At 61.5% G+C, this 21416-nt stretch carries 20 protein-coding genes; 9 read left to right on the top strand and 11 right to left on the bottom strand.

Annotated elements, in window-relative coordinates:
• Positions 1 to 212 precede the first annotated feature (212 nt).
• Positions 213 to 1283, bottom strand: coding sequence for an S-methyl-5-thioribose-1-phosphate isomerase (mtnA, locus tag TX24_RS18965; protein WP_057710874.1), 1071 nt, complete (start codon positions 1281 to 1283; stop codon positions 213 to 215).
• Positions 1284 to 1392: 109 nt separating this feature from the next.
• Between mtnA and TX24_RS18960 the strand changes: the two genes are divergently transcribed.
• The 4 genes from TX24_RS18960 (at position 1393) to TX24_RS18945 (ending at position 5063) form a co-directional block, all read left to right on the top strand.
• Positions 1393 to 2724 (top strand): TRZ/ATZ family hydrolase, encoded by a 1332-nt coding sequence (locus tag TX24_RS18960; protein WP_057710873.1) that lies wholly within the window; start codon positions 1393 to 1395, stop codon positions 2722 to 2724.
• A gap of 64 nt (positions 2725 to 2788) precedes the next feature.
• Positions 2789 to 3487, top strand: a complete 699-nt coding sequence (ubiG, locus tag TX24_RS18955; protein WP_003189760.1) for a bifunctional 2-polyprenyl-6-hydroxyphenol methylase/3-demethylubiquinol 3-O-methyltransferase UbiG — start codon at positions 2789 to 2791, stop codon at positions 3485 to 3487.
• 4 nt (positions 3488 to 3491) lie between these two features.
• Complete coding sequence (gene mupP / locus TX24_RS18950; protein ID WP_034135125.1) at positions 3492 to 4163, top strand: N-acetylmuramic acid 6-phosphate phosphatase MupP; 672 nt, start codon at positions 3492 to 3494, stop codon at positions 4161 to 4163.
• A gap of 159 nt (positions 4164 to 4322) precedes the next feature.
• The gene (locus tag TX24_RS18945) at positions 4323 to 5063 is read left to right on the top strand and encodes a YciK family oxidoreductase (protein WP_003189758.1); all 741 of its coding nucleotides are present in this window, start codon (positions 4323 to 4325) and stop codon (positions 5061 to 5063) included.
• A gap of 119 nt (positions 5064 to 5182) precedes the next feature.
• On the opposite strand, the gene TX24_RS18940 is transcribed toward TX24_RS18945, so the two are convergent.
• The 6 genes from TX24_RS18940 to TX24_RS18915 are packed head-to-tail and all read right to left on the bottom strand — an operon-like array spanning position 5183 to position 11343.
• Positions 5183 to 6697 carry an ABC transporter substrate-binding protein gene (locus TX24_RS18940; RefSeq protein WP_057710872.1) on the bottom strand — a complete coding sequence of 505 codons (1515 nt, stop codon included), beginning with the start codon at positions 6695 to 6697 and terminating at the stop codon, positions 5183 to 5185.
• A 32-nt stretch (positions 6698 to 6729) separates the two neighbouring features.
• Entirely contained in the window at positions 6730 to 7701 is a 972-nt protein-coding gene (locus tag TX24_RS18935) for an ABC transporter ATP-binding protein (RefSeq protein ID WP_057710871.1), read from the bottom strand.
• Entirely contained in the window at positions 7698 to 8654 is a 957-nt protein-coding gene (locus tag TX24_RS18930) for an ABC transporter ATP-binding protein (RefSeq protein WP_057710870.1), read from the bottom strand. The genes TX24_RS18935 and TX24_RS18930 overlap by 4 nt, the downstream gene beginning before the upstream one ends.
• Entirely contained in the window at positions 8651 to 9508 is an 858-nt protein-coding gene (locus TX24_RS18925; protein ID WP_003189754.1) for an ABC transporter permease, read from the bottom strand. Before TX24_RS18925 ends, TX24_RS18930 begins: the two co-directional genes overlap by 4 nt.
• Positions 9505 to 10452, bottom strand: a complete 948-nt coding sequence (locus TX24_RS18920; protein ID WP_057710869.1) for an ABC transporter permease — start codon at positions 10450 to 10452, stop codon at positions 9505 to 9507. Before TX24_RS18920 ends, TX24_RS18925 begins: the two co-directional genes overlap by 4 nt.
• A gap of 3 nt (positions 10453 to 10455) precedes the next feature.
• On the bottom strand, positions 10456 to 11343 hold the full coding sequence (locus TX24_RS18915) for a proline iminopeptidase-family hydrolase (RefSeq protein WP_057710868.1): 888 nt from the start codon (positions 11341 to 11343) through the stop codon (positions 10456 to 10458).
• 183 nt (positions 11344 to 11526) lie between these two features.
• Here TX24_RS18915 and TX24_RS18910 point away from each other — a divergent pair, with 183 nt between their 5' ends.
• Both TX24_RS18910 and TX24_RS18905 read left to right on the top strand, forming a co-directional pair.
• A complete protein-coding gene (locus TX24_RS18910; protein WP_003189749.1) occupies positions 11527 to 12291 on the top strand; it encodes a LuxR family transcriptional regulator in 765 nt (254 codons plus the stop codon).
• Between the two features lie 95 nt (positions 12292 to 12386).
• Complete coding sequence (locus TX24_RS18905; RefSeq protein WP_034135120.1) at positions 12387 to 13319, top strand: proline iminopeptidase-family hydrolase; 933 nt, start codon at positions 12387 to 12389, stop codon at positions 13317 to 13319.
• Between the two features lie 114 nt (positions 13320 to 13433).
• On the opposite strand, the gene TX24_RS18900 is transcribed toward TX24_RS18905, so the two are convergent.
• Positions 13434 to 14936, bottom strand: a complete 1503-nt coding sequence (locus TX24_RS18900) for a nucleobase:cation symporter-2 family protein (RefSeq protein WP_003189745.1) — start codon at positions 14934 to 14936, stop codon at positions 13434 to 13436.
• Positions 14937 to 15093: 157 nt separating this feature from the next.
• On the opposite strand from TX24_RS18900, the gene TX24_RS18895 reads away from it, so the two are divergent.
• Positions 15094 to 15927, top strand: coding sequence for a hypothetical protein (locus tag TX24_RS18895; RefSeq protein ID WP_057710867.1), 834 nt, complete (start codon positions 15094 to 15096; stop codon positions 15925 to 15927).
• 126 nt (positions 15928 to 16053) lie between these two features.
• On the opposite strand, the gene punC is transcribed toward TX24_RS18895, so the two are convergent.
• Entirely contained in the window at positions 16054 to 17238 is a 1185-nt protein-coding gene (punC, locus tag TX24_RS18890) for a purine nucleoside transporter PunC (RefSeq protein WP_034135118.1), read from the bottom strand.
• 122 nt (positions 17239 to 17360) lie between these two features.
• On the opposite strand from punC, the gene punR reads away from it, so the two are divergent.
• Positions 17361 to 18275, top strand: coding sequence for a DNA-binding transcriptional activator PunR (gene punR / locus TX24_RS18885; RefSeq protein ID WP_057710866.1), 915 nt, complete (start codon positions 17361 to 17363; stop codon positions 18273 to 18275).
• Between the two features lie 131 nt (positions 18276 to 18406).
• Here the strand turns inward: punR and TX24_RS18880 are convergent, their stop codons facing one another.
• Positions 18407 to 19576 (bottom strand): aspartate aminotransferase family protein, encoded by a 1170-nt coding sequence (locus TX24_RS18880; protein WP_003189736.1) that lies wholly within the window; start codon positions 19574 to 19576, stop codon positions 18407 to 18409.
• Positions 19577 to 19678: 102 nt separating this feature from the next.
• Between TX24_RS18880 and TX24_RS18875 the strand changes: the two genes are divergently transcribed.
• The gene (locus tag TX24_RS18875; RefSeq protein ID WP_003189735.1) at positions 19679 to 20584 is read left to right on the top strand and encodes a LysR family transcriptional regulator; all 906 of its coding nucleotides are present in this window, start codon (positions 19679 to 19681) and stop codon (positions 20582 to 20584) included.
• On the opposite strand, the gene TX24_RS18870 is transcribed toward TX24_RS18875, so the two are convergent.
• Entirely contained in the window at positions 20581 to 21204 is a 624-nt protein-coding gene (locus TX24_RS18870) for an HAD family hydrolase (protein WP_034135116.1), read from the bottom strand. The genes TX24_RS18875 and TX24_RS18870 overlap by 4 nt on opposite strands.
• Positions 21205 to 21416: the final 212 nt, after the last annotated feature.

Below are 21416 nucleotides of genomic sequence, written 5' to 3'. Positions count from 1 at the left end.
ATGGAGGCTAGTAATTTGACGGATGACAGGCTTGAAGGGGACGAGAGGGGCTCAGAGGCGCGGTGGTGCTTTTTTTTGAGGGTGGAATGCAGACGTTTTGTTGACATCAAGCTCCATTCGCGAGCAAGCCCGCTCCCACCTTTGATTTGTGAACACCGTTAAATGTGGGAGCTGGCTTGCCTGCGATAGCGCCCCCACAAGCGCCCACACACTCAATGCAGGCGCTTACGGCACATCAACTTGGCCAACTTGGCCACATCCGGCCGCTCCACCACGCCCTTTTCAGTCACGATCACATCAATCAGATCGGCAGGCGTCACATCAAACACAGGGTTAAACGCCGCGACATCCAACCGCTGCCCATCCACCTCAAGCAACTCGCCACTATCGCGCTGCTCCAGCGCAACATCCTCCCCCGTAGCCATCATCAAATCCAGGGTCGAACTCGACGCCACCACCATAAAGCGCACGCCATGGTGCATGGCACACACGGCCAGCTGATAAGTGCCGATCTTGCTGATCACATCGCCATTGGCCGCGATACAGTCAGCACCGACCACCACCCACGTCACGCCTTTGGTCTTGAGGATATGCGCCCCGGCGGAGTCGGCATTCACTGCCACCGGGATGCCCTGGCCCGCCAACTCCCACGCCGTCAGGCGCGAGCCTTGCAGCCATGGGCGGGTTTCATTGACATAGACCTGCTCGACCAAGCCCTCCAGATACGCTGCATGAATCACCCCGAGGGCTGTGCCAACGCCGCCGGAAGCCAGCGCGCCGGCGTTGCCATGGGTGAGGATCGCCTGGGCATTGCCCTGGTGCTTGCGAATCCGCTCCATGCCCAACTGGGCCATGACCACATTGGCCTCCCGGTCGCTTTCATGGATCGCCACGGCTTCGGCTTCCAGCACCACCAGCGGGTCGGCGTGCTGTTTGAGGCGGTCCAGGCGGTCGCGCATGCGCTGCAAGGCCCAGAACAAATTCGATGCGGTCGGTCGGGTATGAGCCAGCAAGGCGTAGTCTTCTTCCCATGCGGCCTGCCAGTCACCGCCCTCGGCGATGCGCTCACGGGCGGCCAGCACCAAGCCATAGGCGGCGCAGATGCCGATGGCCGGTGCACCCCGCACCACCATGGTGCGAATGGCGTCGGCCACTGCTTCAACGGTAACGCAGGCTACCCAGCTCTCATGGGACGGCAAAACACGCTGATCGAGCAGGTGCAGCGCGCCATCACGCCATTGGATGGCCTTCACTTTCTCTGCAGCCAACAGTCGGTCGCGCATCCCTTACCCCGCACTCATGAACAAAAGCCGCCGATTATAGCGATCCGCCAGCCAGGGCGCTCGGGTATACTTCGCCCTTCTTTTATAGCTGCCTGGGAAGAAGCCTGCGATGACCTACACTGCCGCCCCGCTCGACTTGTTGCTGCTGCCGACCTGGCTGGTACCCGTCGAGCCCGCTGGCGTGGTGCTCAAGGAGCATGGCCTGGGCATTCGCGATGGCTGCATTGCCTTTATCGGGCCACGGGACGCGGCGTTGAAGCTGGCGGCGCGCGAGGTGCGCGAACTGCCCGGTATGCTGCTCAGCCCTGGCCTGGTCAATGCCCACGGCCATGCCGCCATGACTCTGTTCCGCGGCCTGGCCGACGATTTGCCGCTGATGACCTGGCTGGAAAAACATATCTGGCCGGCTGAAGCCAAGTGGGTCGATGAAGCGTTTGTGCGCGACGGCACCAACCTGGCCATTGCCGAGCAGATCAAGGGCGGCATCACCTGCTTCTCGGACATGTATTTCTACCCCAAGGTCGCCAGTGACTGCGTGCACAACAGCGGTATGCGTGCGCAGATCGCGTTGCCGATCCTCGACTTCCCGATCCCCGGCGCCAGCAGTGCCGACGAGGCGATTCGCCAGGGTATCGAGCTGTTCGGCGACCTCAAGCACCACCCGCGCATCAAGATCACCTTCGGCCCTCACGCGCCCTACACCGTGTGCGATGCCAACCTGGAAAAGATCCGGGTAATCGCCGAAGAGCTGGACGCCGTGATCCATATGCACGTTCACGAAACCGCCTTCGAAGTGCAGCAAGCCGTCGAGCAGACCGGCGAGCGGCCATTGGCGCGCCTGGCTCGCCTTGGCCTGCTGGGCCCGCGTTTTCAGGCCGTGCACATGACCCAAATCAGCGAAGACGACCTGGCTTTACTGGTAGAAAGCAACACCAGCGTCATTCACTGCCCGGAATCGAACCTGAAACTGGCCAGCGGCTTTTGCCCGGTGGAGCGCTTGTGGCAGGCTGGCGTCAACGTGGCCATCGGCACCGACGGCGCTGCCAGCAACAATGACCTGGATTTGCTCGGCGAAACCCGCACGGCGGCGATGCTGGCCAAGGCCGTGGCCGGCTCGGCGACTGCGCTGGATGCCCACCGCGCCTTGCGCATGGCTACGCTCAACGGTGCCAGGGCGATGGGCCTGGACAGCCAGATTGGCTCGTTGGAAGTCGGCAAGGCGGCAGACATCGTCGCCTTTGATCTTTCCGGGCTGGCGCAACAACCGATCTACGATCCGGTCTCACAGCTTATATATGCCACCGGACGCGATTGTGTGAAACACCTTTGGGTCGCCGGCAAGCCATTGCTCGACGACAGGCAATTGACCCGCATGGATGAACAACAGTTGACCGCCACGGCCATTGCCTGGGGCCAACGCATCAGCGGGCACAGCGAATAACGCCATTGCTGAACCCATGAGCTCAGCAACGACAAACCGACTTATCAGATTCAGAGGATTGACCATGAGCAACGTCGACCACGCCGAAATCGCCAAGTTTGAAGCCCTGGCCCACCGCTGGTGGGACCGTGAGAGCGAATTCAAACCCCTGCACGACATCAACCCACTGCGGGTCAACTGGATTGACGAGCGCGTCAACCTGGCCGGCAAGAAGGTGCTGGACGTCGGTTGCGGCGGCGGCATTCTCAGCGAAGCCATGGCCCAGCGCGGCGCCACCGTCATGGGCATCGACATGGGCGAAGCGCCGCTGGCCGTAGCCCAGTTGCACCAGCTCGAATCCGGCGTGAGCGTGGAGTACCGCCAGATCACCGCCGAAGCCCTGGCTGAGGAAATGCCCGAGCAGTTCGACGTGGTCACCTGCCTGGAAATGCTCGAACACGTGCCGGATCCGTCCTCGGTGATCCGTGCGTGCTTTCGTATGGTCAAGCCCGGCGGCCAGGTGTTCTTCTCCACCATCAACCGCAACCCCAAGGCTTACCTGTTCGCGATCATCGGCGCCGAATACATCATGAAGCTGCTGCCGCGCGGCACCCATGATTTCAAGAAATTCATCCGCCCTTCCGAGCTGGGTGCGTGGAGCCGCCAGGCCGGGCTGACCGTCAAGGACATCATCGGCCTGACCTACAACCCGCTGACCAAGCACTACAAGCTGGCCAACGACGTTGACGTCAACTACATGATCCAGACCCTGCGCGAGGAGTAAGCCTGTGAAGTTGCGAGCGGTTCTCTTCGACATGGACGGTACCCTGCTGGATACCGCGCCGGACTTTATCGCCATCTGCCAGGCCATGCGCGCCGACCGAGGCCTGGAACCGATCAACCCGCAGCACATCCGCGATGAAATCTCCGGCGGTGCCCGGGCGATGGTTGCCGTGACCTTCTCGATGGACCCCGAGTCGCCGGGCTTTGAGGAACTGCGCCAGGAATTCCTGGAGCGTTACCTCAAAGATTGCGCAGTGCACAGCAAACTGTTCGACGGCATGGCCGAACTGCTGGAAGACATCGAGAAAGCCAAGCTGATCTGGGGCGTGGTCACCAACAAGCCGGTGCGCTTTGCCGAACCGATCATGCAACGGCTGGGCCTGGCCGAGCGTTCGGCCGTGCTGATCTGCCCGGACCACGTAAAAAACAGCAAGCCCGACCCGGAGCCCATGATCCTGGCGTGCAAGATGCTCGACCTGGACCCGGCCAGCGTGCTGTTCGTGGGCGATGACCTGCGCGACATCGAATCCGGCCGCGACGCCGGCACGCGCACGGCGGCGGTCACCTACGGCTATATCCACCCGGACGACAACCCCCGCCACTGGGGCGCGGATGTGGTGGTGGATCACCCGCTGGAGTTGCGCAAGGTGCTGGATAACGCGCTGTGCAGTTGCTGATGGCTCACCGACTTTACTGACCGATGGAGATCCAAATGTGGGAGCGGGCTTGCTCGCGAATGCGGTGTTTCAGTATCAGATTCAGTGACTGGCACACCGCATTCGCGAGCAAGCCCGCTCCCACAGGGAGATTCAGCGTTTTCAAATCTGAGGTTGTTTATGTTTGATTACTCTGCACCGCCAGAACTGCTCAAAGGCCGGACCATCCTGGTAACCGGCGCCGGTCGCGGGATTGGTGCGGCAGCGGCAAAAACCTATGCCGCCCATGGCGCCACCGTGCTGTTGCTGGGCAAGACCGAAGCCAACCTGGCCCAGGTGTATGACGAGATCGAAGCCGCCGGCCACCCGCAGCCGGTGGTGATCCCGTTCAACCTGGAGACCGCCCTGCCCCATCAATACGATGAGCTGGCCGCGATGATCGAAAAGGCATTCGGCCACCTCGACGGCCTGTTGCACAACGCCTCGATCATCGGCCCGCGCACGCCCATCGAGCAGTTGTCCGGCGAGAACTTCATGCGGGTGATGCATGTGAACGTCAACGCGATGTTCATGCTGACCAGCACGTTGCTGCCGTTGCTCAAGCTGTCCCAGGATGCGTCGGTGGTGTTCACCTCCAGCAGCGTCGGGCGCAAGGGCCGTGCTTATTGGGGTGCCTATGGCGTGTCCAAGTTCGCCACCGAGGGGCTGATGCAAACCCTCGCCGATGAGCTGGAAGACGTGGCCGCAGTGCGCGCCAACAGCATCAACCCGGGCGGCACCCGCACCAGCATGCGCGCCCAGGCGTACCCAGGGGAGAACCCGATGGAAAGGCCGGCGCCGGAAGAGATCATGCCGGTGTACCTTTACCTGATGGGGCCGGACAGTGCGGGCATCAATGGCCAGGCATTCGATGCGCAATAAGCCCTGACACACCGCAAAACAAAGGTGGGAGCTGGCTTGCCTGCGATAGCGGTGGTGAATGTTCCATCGCCATCGCAGGCAAGCCAGCTCCCACATTGCTTTGTGGTGTACTCAAATACTCAGTTTTTGACCACTTCCTCCAGGGTGAAACGCCCCAACGGGTTCTGCAGGAAGTTGCTCACGTTCTTGCGTGAGATGTTGATGTACGGGCTGTAGTACAGGTCAATCCAGTTCACATCCTGTTTGGCCAGCTTCTGCAACTCCACATACATTTGCTCGCGCTTGGCCGGGTCTGCCTCGATCCGCGCGGCCGCCACCAAGGCCTTGACTTGGTCGTTCTTGTAGCGGGTCATGTAGTTCTGGTTGGTGTCGTGGCCCAGCACGAAGGTGGTTTTCTGGTCGGGGTCAAGGATGTCGTTGGTCCAGTACATCACCGAAATATCGTACTCACCGTCCACCAGCATCTGCCAGCTTTGGGTCGGGTCGACTTTTTGCAGGTTGGCGGTCACGCCGACCTTGGCCAACTGGTCCTTGATGATTACCGCGATTTGCTCGTCGGCCTCGTTGCCAGCGTTGACCACGTAGTTGAGCTTCAAGTCCTGGGCACCCGCAGCGGCCAGCAGCTTCTTGGCTTCGGCCGGGTCGTACGGGCGTTGCAGGTTGTTGGCGTAGTGGTACAGCGAGCCCTTGGGAATGTAGGAATAAGCCACGGTGCCTTGACCGTAAGTGACCGCTTTGACCAGCGATTGCTTGTCGATGGCCATGTCCAGGGCCTGACGCACTTGCGGCTTGGCCAACAACCCGTGCTCGTGGTTGATCAACAGGTGATCTTCACGGGTGGACGGGTCGGCGTGGATCACCACGTTCTGGTCTTTTTTCAGCTCTTCCACGCGGGAGAACGGCACGAAGATCGCCGTGTCGAGTTCGTTGCTCTGCACCATGCGCATGCGCGTGTTGTCATCGGTCACCGACACCCACTCCACGCCGTCCAGGCTCACACTGCCGGCCTGCCAGAAATTCGGGTTTTTCTTCAGGATCACGCGGTCGCCCTTGCGCCACTCGTCCACGGTAAACGCGCCGGAAGTCACCGGGTTTTCCGAGTAGGCGTCTTCGCCCATCTTGGTCATGGCTTTTTCCGACAGGATCGACACCGTCGGCGACGCCAGTTGCGAAAGGAAGGCCACCGCCGGGGTTTTCAGGGTGACCACCAGGGTCTTGGCATCGCTGGCCGTGGCGGTGTTGATCAGGCTGAACGGGTCGCTCCACAAGGAGGCCTTGTTGTCGCGGATGCGCAGCAGGCTGAACGCGGCGTCGGCGGCGGTGATCGGCGAGCCGTCAGAGAACTTCGCCTCGCGCAGCTTGAAGGTGTAGGTCAGGCCATCCTTGGAAATGTCCCAGCTTTCGGCCAGGCCCGGTTCCATCTTGGTGCCCAGGTTATCCACGCGCACCAGGGTGTCGTAGACGTTGGCAAATACCCAGGTGTCGCGGTTTTGCGCGCTTTTGATCGGGTCGAAGGTGGTGCTGTCTTCACGGCAGCCGATGGTGAGCACACCGGCGGCCTGGGCCAGGCCGGCGGTCAGCGACCAGGCCGTGAGGGTAGCGGCGGCGAGCAATTTCAAGTGGCGCGAGTGCATATCACAACTCCTTGTTAATGAATGGCAGAGGGTCAAAGCAAAGGGTCTTCACGCACGCAACTGTACCGATGCTCGTGCAGGAAATGGGTGGGGGGCAATACCGAGGAACACTTGGCTTGCGCATACCGGCAACGCGGATGAAAGGCACAGCCTGTCGGCAGATTCAGCGGGCTCGGCGGTTCGCCGGGCAATGGCTGCGCAGGCAATGGCCGATGCGGATCGATCTCCGGGATGGCCTGGATCAGCGCGGCCGTATACGGGTGACGGGGCGTGGTAAACACCGCCTCCACCGGGCCTTCCTCGACGATCTTGCCCAGGTACATCACTGCCACGCGGTCGCACAGGCGTCGCACGATGGCTAGGTCATGGGCGATAAACAGGATCGCCAGGTTCATGCGTTGTTGCAGTTCCAGCAGCAGGTTGATGATCTGGCCCTGGATCGACACATCCAGCGCCGCCACGCATTCATCGGCAATGATCAGGCGCGGCTCCACCGCCAGCGCCCGGGCGATACCCACGCGCTGGCACTGGCCGCCACTGAGGGAGCCGGGCTTGCGTGAAGCCAGCTCAGGACGCAAGCCGACCAGTTCGAGCAATTCATTCACACGATCAGGAATCTGCTGCGCCGCCACCTTACGCTGCACACGCAGTACCTCGGCGATGGTTTCGCCAATGCTGTGCCGTGGATTGAGCGCGGCGTAGGGGTCCTGGAAAATCATCGCGGTTTCATGCCGCAACCGGGCAATGTCGATGGCGCTGCCATGGGCCATGTCGATACCGTCGAACAACACCTGCCCGGCGCTGATCGGGTTGAGGTGCAGAATGGCCCGGCCCAGGGTGCTCTTGCCACTGCCGGACTCGCCCACCAAACCCAGGGTTTCACCGGCGGCGAGGTTCAGGGACACCCCGTTCACCGCCCTCACCCACTGGCGGTTGAGGCCCAGCAGGCCGCTGCCGGACGCGGCAAAGCGCACCTCCAGATCCTTGATCTGCAGCAGGCTCATGGACGCCCTCCCAACGGATAGTGACAGGCCACGCGTGCGCCTTGCGGCAGCAACTCGGTACACAGGGCGCCGGCCTGTGGGCAACGCGGGTGGAAGCGGCAGCCGTCGGGCAATGCATCGAGCAACGGCGGCTGGCCAGCAATGGTGCGCAACAACGCATGTCCGCTGCTGTGGGCCGGCTGGCAGTCGATCAGGCCTGCGGTGTACGGATGTTGCGGTTGGGCCAGCAACTCGTATTTGCTGCCGTGCTCGCACAGGCGCCCGGCGTACATCACGGCGATGGCATCGCAGGTTTGCGCCACCACGCCCAGGTCATGGGTGATCATGATGATCGACAGGCCACGCTGGTCGCGCAGGTCGAGCAACAACCGCAGGATTTGCGCCTGAACCGTCACATCCAGGGCCGTGGTCGGCTCGTCGGCGATCAGCACCTTCGGGTTGCAGCCCAGGGCTACGGCGATCATGGCGCGCTGGCGCATGCCACCGGAAAACTCATGGGGGTAGTTGTCGACCCGCGCCTGCGGGTCGGGAATCCCGACCTGACGCAACACCTCGATCGCCTGCACGCGCGCGTCTTTTTTCGACGCGCCTTGATGCAGGCGGATGCCCTCGGCGATCTGCTCACCGATGCGCATCAACGGGTCGAGGTGGCTGCTGGGGTTCTGGAACACCATGCCCAACTGCCCGCCGCGCACGGCGCGCATACCGGCATCATCCAGCGCCAGCAGGTCCTGGCCGGCCAACCGCACCGCGCCGCCCTGCACGCGCAGATTGGACGACGGCAACAGACGCATCAGGCCACGACAAGCCATGGTCTTGCCCGAACCGCTCTCACCCACCAAGCCAAGGATTTCACCTTCGGCCAGGTCGAACGACACCCTGTCCACCAAGGTGATATCACGCCCGGCATTGTTGGCGATCACACTGAGGTCGCGCACCTGCAACAGGCTCATGAGCGCTCCCCCAATACCTGCGCAACACCATCGGCCAACAGGCTGAAGCCCATGGCCAAGGTCACGATGGCCAGGCCCGGAAAGGTGCAGATCCACCAGGCGGTGGTGATAAAGGCTTGCCCTTCGGCCACCATCGTCCCCCATTCGGCGGTCGGTGGTTGCACGCCCAGGCCCAGGTAACTGACGGCGGCGCCGTTGAGCAGCACCAGCACCGCGTCAGACATGGAAAACACAATGGAGCCAAACAGCGCATTGGGCAGCAAATGCCGGAACAGAATGCGTCCATGGCCAAAGCCCAGGCTCTTGGCGGCCAGGGCGAACTCGCTTTCCTTGAGCACCAGGATCTGCGAGCGAATCAGGCGTGCGTACGACACCCAACCCACCAGCGCCATGGCGATGTAAAAACTCTGCAAGCCCGGCCCGAGGATGGCCATGATCGCCAGCATCAGCACCAGGAACGGGAACGCCAGCACCACATCGATCACGCGCATGCAGACACTGTCGAAACGCCCGCCGATGTAACCCGAAACCGCGCCGATAAAGGTGCCGATGATGAACGGGAAGATCACTCCGATCACCGCCAGTTGCAGGTCGATGCGCGCGCCCCAGATCACCCTCGAGAGGATATCCCGGCCGTAATTGTCCGTACCCAACGGATGGGCAAGGCTGGGGGCCAGCAAACTGATGCTGGTGTCCTGCGCGATGGGGTCGTAGGGCGCGACCCACGGCGCAAACAGCGCCAGGGCCAACCACGCGAACAGGATCAACAAACCCCATGCGGCGGTCAGCCGGCCATTGCGAAAACCAAAGCGCAGGCGCAAGCGCCACGGGGCGATCAGGGGGCGACTGCTCATTGCATCTTCACCCGTGGGTCGAGGGCCACGGTTACCAGGTCGGCCAGGAAGTTGACTACCACCGTGGCACAGGCCAGCACCATCGCCACGCCCTGCACCACCATGTAGTCACGGGTGAAAATGCCGCGTACCAGCAACTGGCCGATGCCTGGAATCGCGAACAGGCTTTCGATGACCACCGTGCCGCTGATCAGCCAACCGATGTTGACCGCCAGCAGGTTGACCGCCGGCACCAGAGCGTTGGGCAGCACATGCCGGCGAAACACCGCGCCTTCAGGCAGCCCGCGCGCACGTGCGGCGGTGACATGGTCTGCCTGCAACTCCATCAACATGCTCGCCCGCAGGTTGCGCACCAGCACCGCCGACAGCGCCAGGGCGATGGTCAGGCATGGCAAGAGCATATGGTGCGCTTTGTCCAGCCAGGTGCGCCCGTAACCAGACACCGGGAACAGGCCCCATTTCACGCTGAGCAGCAGGATCAGCATCAACCCCAGCCAGAACGCCGGCATGCCCAGGCCGACCGTGGTGAACACGCGGATCAGCTTGTCCGCCCAACAGCCTTGCTGGCGCGCCGCAATCGTTGCCAGTGGCAGCGCTATCAACAAAGCCAGCACCACGCTGCCCAGCACCAGCACCAGGGTCGGCTCGATGCGGGTGACGATCAGTTTGAGGGCGTCGACCTTGTACAGCAGCGATTGGCCGAGGTCGCCCTTGAGCAGGTTTTTCAGGAAGTAAAAGTATTGCAGCCACAAGGGTTGGTCGAGGCCGAACTGGGCGCGGATCTTCAGCAGCGCATCCGGCGTGCTGCGCGAACCCAGCAAGGCGCGCGCCGGGTCGCCAGGAATCGAGCGCACCAACACGAAGGTGATCAGGCTGATGCCCAGCAGCACCGGCAGCAATTGCAGGGGCCGGGACAACACAAAACGGTAGCGCGCCAGGTTCATGCGTCAGCCTCGGTGGCGAGCGAGAAAGTCCAGCAGCACCGGGAAGTACGCCTGCGGCTCCTCGTAAAACGGCATATGGCTGCTGTTGGGGAACACATGCAACTCGGCATGGAGTGCTGCAAGTTTCATGCGCATCGCACAGGCGGGGGTGAGTTCGTCGTGCTGGCCGGTGGTGATCAGGATCGGCATCGTGAACTCGGCCATTTCCTTGAGGCGGTTCCAGTCCTTGAGGTTGCCGATATAGAGGAACTCGTTGGGGCCTTGCATGGTTTCGTAAGGCCCCATGTTCCAGTCGCCCAGGGAGCGCTTGACCGGCTCCGGCCATTCGTCGAGCCGGCACACGTGGCGGTAGTTGAGCAAGGTGATGGCGGCCTGGTACTGCGGGTGGTCGAGGGTGCCCATGGCTTCGTGGCGTTGCATCATGGCCACGGTTTCGCTGCCCAGGGCGCCGCGCAGGCGCTCCAGTTCCTGGGACAGGTGGGGAATGTCGCCGACGGTGTTTTCCAGGATCAGGCTTTTGAGCGCACCGGGATAATGCACGGCATATTCGATGCCCAGCCAACCGCCCCAGGAATGCCCGAGCAAATGCACGCGGCCCAGACCCAGCGCCTGGCGCACGGTCTCGACTTCTTCGACATAACGGCGGATTTCCCACAGTGCGGCATCGGTCGGTCTGGCTGATGCGCCTGTGCCAAGCTGGTCGAATGCAACCACTCGCAGGTTATGTGCTTTGAGCCAGCCATGGGCGTCACGCAGATAGTCACACGGCAGGCCCGGCCCGCCGTTGAGACACAGCAGCACCTCATCGCCTTCGCCAAAGCTGTAGACCACGAGGTTATGGCCGTCGACTTGCACGTTGTACTGCTGGTCGGGGGCAATTTCACGCCACATGCATACATTCCTTGTGTTGTATCGGCCTGGCGGGTAGCGGCCGTTTATCAGGTCAACACTACCGAGGATGCCGTGCGTCCATAACCTAGTATTTCTTATAGGTTTGGCCTGGCAGTCCTTCGCCGGGGCGTGGCATTCTACTTGCAGCAAGTGGAGATTCAAATGAATTCGGGAGCAGAACGGATGCTGGCCAAGCTGACCGCCTTCAATAATCGCCTCATACCGGGCAGGAGCCTGGATGAACAGATGGACAATACGTTTATCCTTGCCCAACAACTGGGCTTCGATGCCCTGGTGTATGACTACAGCCCGGTGCCCATCGACCTCAATGGCACACTGATCACCCCCTCGCTGTTGCAACTGCGCAACACACCGGCCGACTGGCACGCCTTATGGTGCAGCGAAGGGTTTTACCAGATCGACCCGGTGCAACACCTGGCACTGAGTTCGGTATCACCGTTTGTCTGGTCCTATGAGGCCAAGACCGAGACGGCCCTGCAAAAGATCATCGACCCCTGCCACGCCCCCGTTTCCTCCTACCTGCATGAACGCCAGCTGACCTGCGGCGTCAGTGTGCCGATTCATCTGCCCAAGGGCGGTTTTGCCTCGCTCACCGGCTTACGCACCGGCAAGGCGCGCACGGTATTGAAGGACGCCCAGCATACGCTGGCCGATTTCAGCCTGATTACCCATGCCCTCCAGGAAGCGGCGTACCCGCTGTTCAGCAAGGAGATGCGGGCTTATCCGCACATCCGGCTGACCAAGCGCGAGCGCGAATGCCTGAAATGGGCGGCTGAAGGCCTAACCGCCGCTGAAATCGCCACGCAATTGAGCCGCTCCCTGGCGGTGGTGACCCTGCACCTGGCCTCGGCGATGCACAAACTGGGGGCCAAAAACCGTGTCCAGGCGGTGGTTCGCGCCACCCATTACCGCTTGCTGGAAGGTTGAGCTTTGGGCAAAAACCTATCTGTTTTGCTAGTTACCTAAACTTTTTGTTCAGACTATCGTAACCCTGATCCTTTTTTTTCAGAGCAGGGTACGAAATGGAATTCATCGAAAAAGTTCGCGAAGGCTACGCGCCCTTTGGCGCCTATCAGACCTGGTATCGCGTCACGGGTGACCTGAGCACAGGCCGCACGCCCTTGGTGATCATCCATGGCGGCCCTGGTTGCACCCACGATTACGTCGACGCCTTCAAAGACGTCGCCGCCAGCGGCCATGCGGTCATCCACTACGACCAGTTGGGCAACGGCCGCTCCACGCACTTGCCGGAAAAAGACGCGTCGTTCTGGACCATCGGCCTGTTCCTCGACGAGTTGAACAACCTGCTGGACCACCTGCAAATCAGCGAGAACTACGCGATCCTCGGGCAATCCTGGGGCGGCATGCTCGGCAGCGAACACGCGATCTTGCAACCCAAGGGCCTGCGCGCGTTTATCCCTGCCAACTCCCCCACCTGCATGCGCACCTGGGTCAGCGAAGCCAACCGCCTGCGCAAGCTGTTGCCTGAAGGCGTGCATGAAACCCTGCTCAAGCACGAGCAGGCCGGCACCTACCAAGACCCGGAATACCTGGCGGCCTCACGGATTTTCTATGACCAGCACGTGTGCCGGGTCAACCCGTGGCCCGAAGAAGTGGCGCGCACCTTCGCCCAGGTGGATGCCGACCCGACGGTGTACCACGCCATGAGCGGCCCGACCGAATTCCACGTAATCGGCAGCTTGAAAGACTGGAACGTGATCGGCCGCCTGTCAGCCATCAAGGTGCCAACCCTGGTGATTTCCGGCCGGCATGACGAAGCCACACCGTTGGTGGTCAAGCCGTTCCTGGATGAGATAGCGGACGTGCGCTGGGCACTGTTTGAAGACTCCAGCCACATGCCCCACGTGGAAGAACGCCAGGCGTGCATGGGGACAGTGGTGAAGTTTCTGGATGAGGCGTGTTCGTTGCCGCACAAAGCCCTCAAGGCCGGCTGAAATCCGCCCTCTGTAGGAGCGAGCTTGCTCGCGAAAAACTCATCGACGCCGTGTTTATTCAGGAAGCACGCGTCATCGTTGACGTTTTTCGCGAGCAAGCTCGCTCCTACCTGTTTAAACCTCAGTGGTTTCGGGTTTTGCGGCTTTCTTTGAGGTATCTGCTACCAAGGGAATTTCCTTGCCCTCGGCATCAAACAGCTTCCCACCCCGGTAGTAATCACCGTCACGCAACGCAGCCACGTCGCGAAAGCACAAGCTGCGCTCAGTCCCCGCCACGAACACTGACTGCTGGTCGGAGTTGCCGGCGGTGAAGTGGTTGAACGCCAGGTTCAGCAGAATCGCCATGATCGCCGACGAGCTGATGCCCGAGTGGAAGATGGTCGCGAACCAGCTTGGAAACTGATCGTAGAAGCTCGGCGCGGCGATGGGGATCATGCCGAAGCCGATGGACGTGGCAACGATGATCAGGTTCATGTTGTTGCGGTAATCCACCTTGGACAGCGTGCGAATCCCGCTGGCCGCCACCGTGCCGAACAATACAATCCCGGCGCCGCCCAACACAGAGGTCGGTACCGCCGCGATCACCCTCCCCATGAACGGCAGCAGGCCGAGCACCACCAGGAACACCCCGCCAGTGGCCACCACGAACCGGCTCTTGACCCCCGTCACCGCCACCAAGCCGACGTTCTGGGCGAATGCGCTCTGGGTAAACGAGCCGAAGATCGGCGCGAACATGCTCGACAGCATGTCAGCACGCAGGCCGTTGCCCAGGCGCTTGGAGTCCACCTTGGTGTCGATGATCTCACCCACCGCCAGGATATCCGCCGAAGTCTCCACCAGCGTCACCATCACCACGATGCACATGGAAATGATCGCCGCCACATGGAAGGTGGGCATGCCGAAGTGGAACGGCGCAGGGAAGCCGAACATCGGCCCCTGCATCACACCGGAGAAGTCCGCCATGCCGAGCAGCACCGCGATCACCGTGCCAATCACCATGGCTAGCAGGATCGACAGACGCGAGATGGTTGCGCTGCCGATCTTGCTCAGCAGCAGCACCAGCACCAGGGTCAGCGCGGCCAGGCCGATGTTGGACATGCTGCCAAAATCCGCCGCCCGGCTGTTGCCGCCCATGGCCCAGCGCGCCGCCACGGGCATCAGGGTCAGGCCGATGGTGGTAATCACAATGCCCGTTACCAGCGGCGGAAAAAACTTGGTGATCCTTGAGAACACCGGGGTGATCAACAAACCGATAAAGGATGCGGCCATCACCGCCCCGAGTATCGCTGGCACACCACCGGCACCGTCGCTGCCGACAATCGCCACCATGGTCGCCACACCCGCGAACGACACGCCCTGCACCAGCGGCAACTGACAGCCGAAAAACGGCAGGCCCAGGGTTTGCAGCAGCGTGGCCAGGCCACCGGCAAACAGCGATGCAGCGATCAGCAAGCCGATATCCGCCGGCGACAACCCGGCTGCCTGGCCGACGATCAACGGCACGGCGACGATACCGCCATACATGGTGAGCACATGCTGCAGGCCGTAAGCCATGTTGGCGGCGACGCCCAGATTTTCATCTTCGGGCCGCTGCGGTGACGCCTTCGGGATAGTCATGGTGAGGGGTTCTCTGTTTTTGTTGTGCGCTCACTGTATGCAATGTTCAGACTGTATGTCCATAGAGTTGTATACAATCAATCGAACAAGATACCCTCCAACGGCGTTACAAAAACAATCCGGCCGTCACGAGCCAGAACGCCAAAGGACAAAAAGAATGAAAAAGGCACTACAGGGCGCCACCGTCGCACTAACCCTTCTCGGCGGCGGGGAGGCTGTTGCGGTGGAGTGGATGAACAACAGCGTCGGGTTTCGCTACGGGCAGCACTTCACCAACCCCAACAACCCCGACGACTTCAGCAAGCGCATCTACAGCTTTACCCACGCCAGCGGCTACCGTTACGGCAGCAATTTCCTCAACCTCGATGTGTTCCTGTCCGACAGCAGCGACCCGCGCAAGGGCACCGACCACGGTGGCAGCGAGGTTTACGCCGTGTACCGGCATCAACTGTATGCCTCACGTGTGTTCGACCTGCCGCAGGGCACGGGGCTGATCAAGGATTACGCGCTGACTCTGGGCTTCGATGCCAACCGCAACAACAACTTCGCTTCCGCCAAGAAGCGCGCGCTGGTGATCGGCCCCACGTTGAAGTTCAACACCGTCGGCGTGCTGGACCTGAGTCTGATGTACTACAAGGAAAAGAACCACACCGGCATCCCCGGCGCGCAAGAGTCGAACCACACGTTCGACGCGACCTACATGCTCAACCTGACGTGGATGCGCCCATTCGAAGTCGGCAACCATGCAGCGAAATTTCAGGGGTTCATTAACTACGTCGGAGAGAAAGGCGAGGATTACCATGGCCGCGATACCGCAGCGGAAGCGCTGATGCGTACAGCGCTGATGGTGGCGGTGCGACCGGGTAAAAGCGTCAAGCCGAACCTGTATTTAGGAGTGGGCTATGAGTACTGGCATAACAAGTTCGGGGTGGACGGTGGGCGCGGCAGCCGCACCTCAACGCCTACGCTGAACATGGAAGTGACGTTCTAACTGAAGATACGCAAAAAATGTGGGAGCTGGCTTGCCTGCGATAGCGGTCTGTCAGTTAGCCCATCTGGCACTGATACACTGCTATCGCAGGCAAGCCAGCTCCTACAGTTTGATCGCATTGTCAGCTCAGGCGCTGGCCAGTTCGGAAGAATTGCCCTTCGGCCGTGCCAGCCAATACCCCAATACCGCCAACGGCGCCGTCGCCAGCATCACAATCACCGTAATCAACAGCGGTTGCTCGATCATCGACGACACCAACAGGCTGGCCAGGAAGCACAGGCCCAACTGCAGGGTATTTTGCAGAGCCGCCGCCTTGCCGGAATTTTCCGCAAAGGGCATCAGCGCATTTGCCACCACAATCGGGTAGCTGGCGCCGTTGCACAGCGCCATCAGGCAGAACGGGATCAACAAGGTGGTCAGGGTCGGCACACTCAAGGTGGCCACCAGGTACAACGCCACCATGCTCAAGCAATAGGCGACCAGCAACCACGGCAACAGGGTTTTACCCGACAGGCGCTGCAAGGCGCTGCGGCAACTGTAGCCGCCGACGAGAAACGCCAGGGTCGGCAATACGTAGCTGAGGCCGATGTCATTCGGGCTGTAGCCCATGCCACCGAGAATGAACGGCGAGGCGGTCAGCCAAGCGAAAAAGCTGGCCGAACAGGCGGCGAAGATCATCACATTGCCGGTAAACACCCGTGAGGTGAGCAATTGCCCATACCCCAGGCGCACCGGGCTGCCCTTGTGCTCCGAACGCTTGGGCATGTTGCGCAGGAACAACGTCGGCACCAGCAGCAACAACGACACCACCAGCAACACGCCGAAGATCGCCTGCCAGCCAAAGTGATTCAGCACCATGGCACCCAACAGCGGTGCCAAGGCCGGAGACAGCGACATCAACGGCATAATGCTGGCGAAGACGCGGTGGGCCTTGTCGGCCGGGTAGCGGTCAATCACCAGCGCCTGCCAGCTCACGGCGGCGGCACACACGCCAATCGCTTGCATAAAGCGCAGGGCCAACAGTTGCGGCGCGGTTTCGACCCAGAACATGCCCAGGCAGCCGAGCACAAACAGGCTCAGGCCCGCGAGCAGGATGGGCTTGCGCCCCAGGCGGTCCGAGAGCGGCCCCCACAGCAACTGCCCCACTGCAAAGCCTGCAAGGAAAATACTCAAGCTGGCGCCCACCGCGCCAGCACCGATATTCAACTGCTCGCCCATGGCGCCAAACGCCGGCAAGTACATGTCCATGCCCAGATAACCGAGCATGCTCAGCCCCGCCAGGTACCAGGTAAAACCAAAAGAATTTTTCATCGAAGCCTTGTAGATACTGCCATCAAACTATTTGCTGACTGGCGCCCATTATGAAGCTGACAATATCTGTGTGAAGCGATAATAATTGGACATTCTCATCAATAATTTTGAAGGCAGCGCCCATGTGGTCGGAATATTCCCTGGATGTGGTCGACGCCGTCGCCCGTCACGGCAGCTTCAGCGCCGCCGCCCAGGAACTGCACCGCGTACCGTCGGCCATCAGCTACACCGTGCGTCAGCTCGAAGAATGGTTGGCCGTGCCGTTGTTTGTGCGCCGGCATCGCGACGTGGAACTGACCCCCGCCGGGCGTTTATTCATCGACGAAGCCCGCGGCGTGATGAAAAAAATGCTCGGCACCCGACGCCTGTGCCAGCAGGTGGCCAATGGCTGGAGCGGCCAGTTGAAGGTGGCCGTGGACTCCATCGTCAAACCCCAGCGCTGCCGGCAGTTGGTGCTCGACTTTTATCGGCAGTTTCCCGAAGTGGAATTGCTGCTCGAATACGAGGTGTACAACGGCGTGTGGGATGCGCTGGCGGATGAACGCACCGACATCGTGATCGGCGCCACCAGCGCAGTGCCGGTGGCCAGCCACTTCAGCTTCCGTGACATGGGCCTGTTGAACTGGCTGTGCGTGGTCAGCGCCCGGCACCCGCTGACGGCGGTGCAAGGTTTGCTCAGTGATGACCAACTGCGCCCCTTTGCCTCGCTGTGCATGACCGACACCTCGCGCAACCTGCCCAAACGCGACACCTGGACCCTGGATAACCAGCGCCGCCTGGTGGTGCCCAACTGGGCGTCGGCCCTGGATTGCCTGCGCGATGGCCTGTGTGTAGGAATGGCACCGGCCCATCAGGTATTGCCATCGATCGAGCGCGGGGAGTTGGTGGCGCTGCAATTGAGCCGGCCATTTCCGGCCAGCCCGTCGTGTGTGGCGTGGGCGCAGAACAAGCTGTCGCCGGCCATGGCGTGGTTGCTGGAGTACCTGGGCGATACGGAGACCATGAACCAGGAATGGCTCAATGGCCCCTCCCTCTGATCGTTCCCACGCTCCGCGTGGGAATGCTGCCCTGGACGCTCCGCGTCCGCTCTTAAGGCGTGACGCAGAGCGTCACAGGAGGCGTTACCACGCAGAGCGTGGGAACGAGCATCGCCCCCTTCCGCACTTTTTCAGTCCAGTAGGCGGGTGATGGCCCGTACGATCATCTCCACTTCCTTGCGCTCCAACGTCAGCGGCGGCAACAGGCGAATAATCTTGCCCCGCGTGACATTGATCAACAGCCCATGCTCCTGCGCCGCCCGTTGGGCCAGGTCGCGGTAAGGGCTGGCCAGCTCAATGCCGATCATCAAGCCCTTGCCACGAATCGCCCGCACTTGCGGATGCTCCTCCAACTCCATGCGCAAGCGCGCCAGCAAGTGTTCGCCCTGGCGTGCGGCATTTTCGAGCAAGCCTTGCTCCTGGATAATCTCCAGCACCGTACACCCGACGCGACACGCCAGCGGGTTGCCGCCAAAGGTGCTGCCATGGCTGCCTGGGGTGAACAGCTCCGCGACGGCGGCGCGGGCCAGGCAGGCGCCGATGGGTACGCCATTGCCCAGGCCTTTGGCCAGGGTGATCACGTCCGGCACGATGCCTTCGTGCTGGAAGGCAAACCAGGTGCCGGTGCGCCCGATGCCGGTCTGGATTTCGTCAAGCATCATCAGCCAGCCGTGGCGCGTGCAGTGCTCGCGCAGGGCTTTGAGGTAGCCCGACGGCGCCACTAACACACCACTTTCACCCTGGATCGGCTCCAGCAACACCGCCGCAATGCGCGTGCCGAACTGTGCGGTGAGCGCCTCCAGGGCCGCCATGTCGCCAAACCCAATCTTGATGAAATCGCCGGGCAGGCGCTGGAACCCCAGGCGCACCGAAGGCCCGTCGCTGGCGGCCATGGTGCCCAGCGTGCGGCCGTGAAAGGCGTTCTCCATCACCACCACCAAGGGCTGTTCGATGCCTTTTTTCCAGCCGTGCAAACGCGCCAGTTTCAGCGCCGTCTCGTTGGCTTCGGCGCCGGAATTGTTGAAGAACGCACGGTCCAGCCCGGACAGTTGGGCCAGGCGCCGGGCCAATTGTTGTTGCCAGTCGATGCTGTAGAGGTTGGAGGTGTGCAGCAGCAAGCCGGCCTGTTCGCTGATGGCGGCCACTAACCTTGGGTGGGAATGGCCGACATTGGTCACCGCCACGCCGGCCACGGCGTCCAGGTATTCGCGGCCCTGTTGGTCCCACAGGCGCGTGCCCAGGCCGCGGGTGAAACTCAGGGCCAGGGGTTGATAAGTGCTCATCAGGCAGGCGGCGGTCATGGTGGCGGCTCCAGTGCATCGTTGGGGTGGATCCAGTATGGTTAACCACCCTTGCTGGATAAACGTAGAATCGCTGCAATAACTTTAAACCAGGGCTTGATAATGGACCTGTTCCAGGCAATGTCGGTGTATGTGAAAGTCGTCGAAACCGGCAGCATGACCGCCGCCGCGCAGGAATGCGGGATCTCGACCACCATGGTGGGCAACCATCTGCGGGCTCTGGAACAACGGCTTGGCGTCAGCCTGCTCAAACGCACCACGCGCAAGCAGAACCTCACCGAATTTGGCGGTCAGTATTATCAGCGCTGCCTGGAAGTGTTGGGGCTGGTGGCCGACTCCGAGCTACTGGCCGAGCAGGTCCACAGCGAAACCCCCAAAGGCAGCCTGCGCATCACCGCGCCGCCGGTGTTCGGCACCGAACGCCTGGTACCGGCCTTGAGTGAGTTCGCCCAGCGCTACCCCCTTATCGACCTGTACGTGGTGATGAGCAATGAACGCATGGACCTGGTCGACAGCGGTTTTGACGTGGCGATCCGTCTCGGCGAACTGGAAAGCTCCAGCCTGATCGCCAGGCCTTTGCAGGCCTACACCCTCACCCTTTGCGCCTCCCCCGCCTACCTGGCGCGACGCGGCGCACCGCAAACCCCGGCCGACCTGCAGCAGCATGACTGCCTGGCATTCGCCTACCCCGCCAACGACAACTGGCGCGACACCGACAAACTGTGGCGCATGACGGGCGATGAAGGTGAGGTGCAGGTGCCGGTGTCTGGCTCATTGACCATCAACAGCTCCCAAGGCTTGCGCCAGGCCGCCATCAACGGCATGGGCATCACCATGCTGGCCGATGCCCTGGTGCAACCGGACCTGGACAGCGGCAAGCTAGTGGCCTTGCTGACCACCTATAAACTACCCAGCCGCCCGATGCACCTGATGTATCGCCAGGACCGCTACCGCCTGCCCAAGCTGCGGGCGTTCGTCGACTTTGTGATGGAGAAATGGGCGCGCTAGAACGCCACGCCCAACTCACGCAAGCGCGTGGCGGTGCGCTCAGCCGACACATGGTGGATGCCCTGCCAGCCCAATGCGATGGCGGCCTCGATATTGCCGGCGACGTCGTCGATAAACACCACTTCACTGGCCTGGATGTCTGGCAAGTGTTCACGCACTTGACTCAGGCTGGCGTGGTAGATCGCCGGGTCAGGCTTGATCAGTTTCAATTCGCCGGACACGACGATGTTGCGAAAACGCTGCAGGAACGGGTAGTTGGCCCGGGCATAAGGGAAGGTTTCTGCCGACCAGTTGGTGAGCCCGAACAGCGGCATCTCAACTTGGTGCAAGGCCTCGAGAATCGCCACACCCTCGGGTAATTCGGCACGCAGCATTTCTGGCCAGCGCTCGTAATAAGCCTGGATCAGGGCCTTGTGTTCGGGGTATTGGGTAATCAGGGTGCGGGTGGCCTCAGCCAAGGAGCGACCGGCATCTTGCTCGGTGTTCCAGTCCTGGGTACAGATGGTGTCGAGGAACCATTGGCGCTCGACGTCGTCGGCGATCAGCTTGCGGTACAGGTGCTGCGGGCTCCAGTCGAACAGGACACCGCCGAAATCAAAAACTACTGCACGAATCGTCATCAGATCCTCCGTTAGCGTGGCTTGATAGCAGCTGGAGTCTGACAGATCTACAAGAGGGAGGCGCGCGCCGGGGCGTAAGAAGTGTCTGAAAAGACAGGTGGGAGAAGGCATGGCCTCATTAAGCGAACGCAATGCTCAAAGCAATGAAGATCAAATGTGGGAGCTGGCTTGCCTGCGAAAGCGGTCGTACAGCCTCAGATGCTGCGACTGAC

It is taken from the genome of Pseudomonas lactis (assembly GCF_001439845.1).
Classification (GTDB): domain Bacteria; phylum Pseudomonadota; class Gammaproteobacteria; order Pseudomonadales; family Pseudomonadaceae; genus Aquipseudomonas; species Aquipseudomonas lactis.
This window is presented reverse-complemented; position numbering and strand designations above follow the sequence as displayed.

Excerpts from the sequence above, each read along its gene's own strand:
- TX24_RS18905 (WP_034135120.1), top strand. The coding sequence starts at position 12,387 with ATGGAATTCATCGAAAAAGTTCGCGAAGGCTACGCGCCCTTTGGCGCC.
- TX24_RS18920 (WP_057710869.1), bottom strand. The coding sequence starts at position 10,452 with ATGAACCTGGCGCGCTACCGTTTTGTGTTGTCCCGGCCCCTGCAATTG.
- TX24_RS18930 (WP_057710870.1), bottom strand. The coding sequence starts at position 8,654 with ATGAGCCTGTTGCAGGTGCGCGACCTCAGTGTGATCGCCAACAATGCC.
- ubiG (WP_003189760.1), top strand. The coding sequence starts at position 2,789 with ATGAGCAACGTCGACCACGCCGAAATCGCCAAGTTTGAAGCCCTGGCC.
- TX24_RS18940 (WP_057710872.1), bottom strand. The coding sequence starts at position 6,697 with ATGCACTCGCGCCACTTGAAATTGCTCGCCGCCGCTACCCTCACGGCC.
- TX24_RS18895 (WP_057710867.1), top strand. The coding sequence starts at position 15,094 with ATGAAAAAGGCACTACAGGGCGCCACCGTCGCACTAACCCTTCTCGGC.
- TX24_RS18880 (WP_003189736.1), bottom strand. The coding sequence starts at position 19,576 with ATGACCGCCGCCTGCCTGATGAGCACTTATCAACCCCTGGCCCTGAGT.
- punC (WP_034135118.1), bottom strand. The coding sequence starts at position 17,238 with ATGAAAAATTCTTTTGGTTTTACCTGGTACCTGGCGGGGCTGAGCATG.
- TX24_RS18875 (WP_003189735.1), top strand. The coding sequence starts at position 19,679 with ATGGACCTGTTCCAGGCAATGTCGGTGTATGTGAAAGTCGTCGAAACC.
- TX24_RS18935 (WP_057710871.1), bottom strand. The coding sequence starts at position 7,701 with ATGAGCCTGCTGCAGATCAAGGATCTGGAGGTGCGCTTTGCCGCGTCC.
- TX24_RS18925 (WP_003189754.1), bottom strand. The coding sequence starts at position 9,508 with ATGAGCAGTCGCCCCCTGATCGCCCCGTGGCGCTTGCGCCTGCGCTTT.
- punR (WP_057710866.1), top strand. The coding sequence starts at position 17,361 with ATGTGGTCGGAATATTCCCTGGATGTGGTCGACGCCGTCGCCCGTCAC.
- TX24_RS18870 (WP_034135116.1), bottom strand. The coding sequence starts at position 21,204 with ATGACGATTCGTGCAGTAGTTTTTGATTTCGGCGGTGTCCTGTTCGAC.
- TX24_RS18945 (WP_003189758.1), top strand. The coding sequence starts at position 4,323 with ATGTTTGATTACTCTGCACCGCCAGAACTGCTCAAAGGCCGGACCATC.
- mtnA (WP_057710874.1), bottom strand. The coding sequence starts at position 1,283 with ATGCGCGACCGACTGTTGGCTGCAGAGAAAGTGAAGGCCATCCAATGG.
- TX24_RS18910 (WP_003189749.1), top strand. The coding sequence starts at position 11,527 with ATGCTGGCCAAGCTGACCGCCTTCAATAATCGCCTCATACCGGGCAGG.
- TX24_RS18915 (WP_057710868.1), bottom strand. The coding sequence starts at position 11,343 with ATGTGGCGTGAAATTGCCCCCGACCAGCAGTACAACGTGCAAGTCGAC.
- TX24_RS18960 (WP_057710873.1), top strand. The coding sequence starts at position 1,393 with ATGACCTACACTGCCGCCCCGCTCGACTTGTTGCTGCTGCCGACCTGG.
- TX24_RS18900 (WP_003189745.1), bottom strand. The coding sequence starts at position 14,936 with ATGACTATCCCGAAGGCGTCACCGCAGCGGCCCGAAGATGAAAATCTG.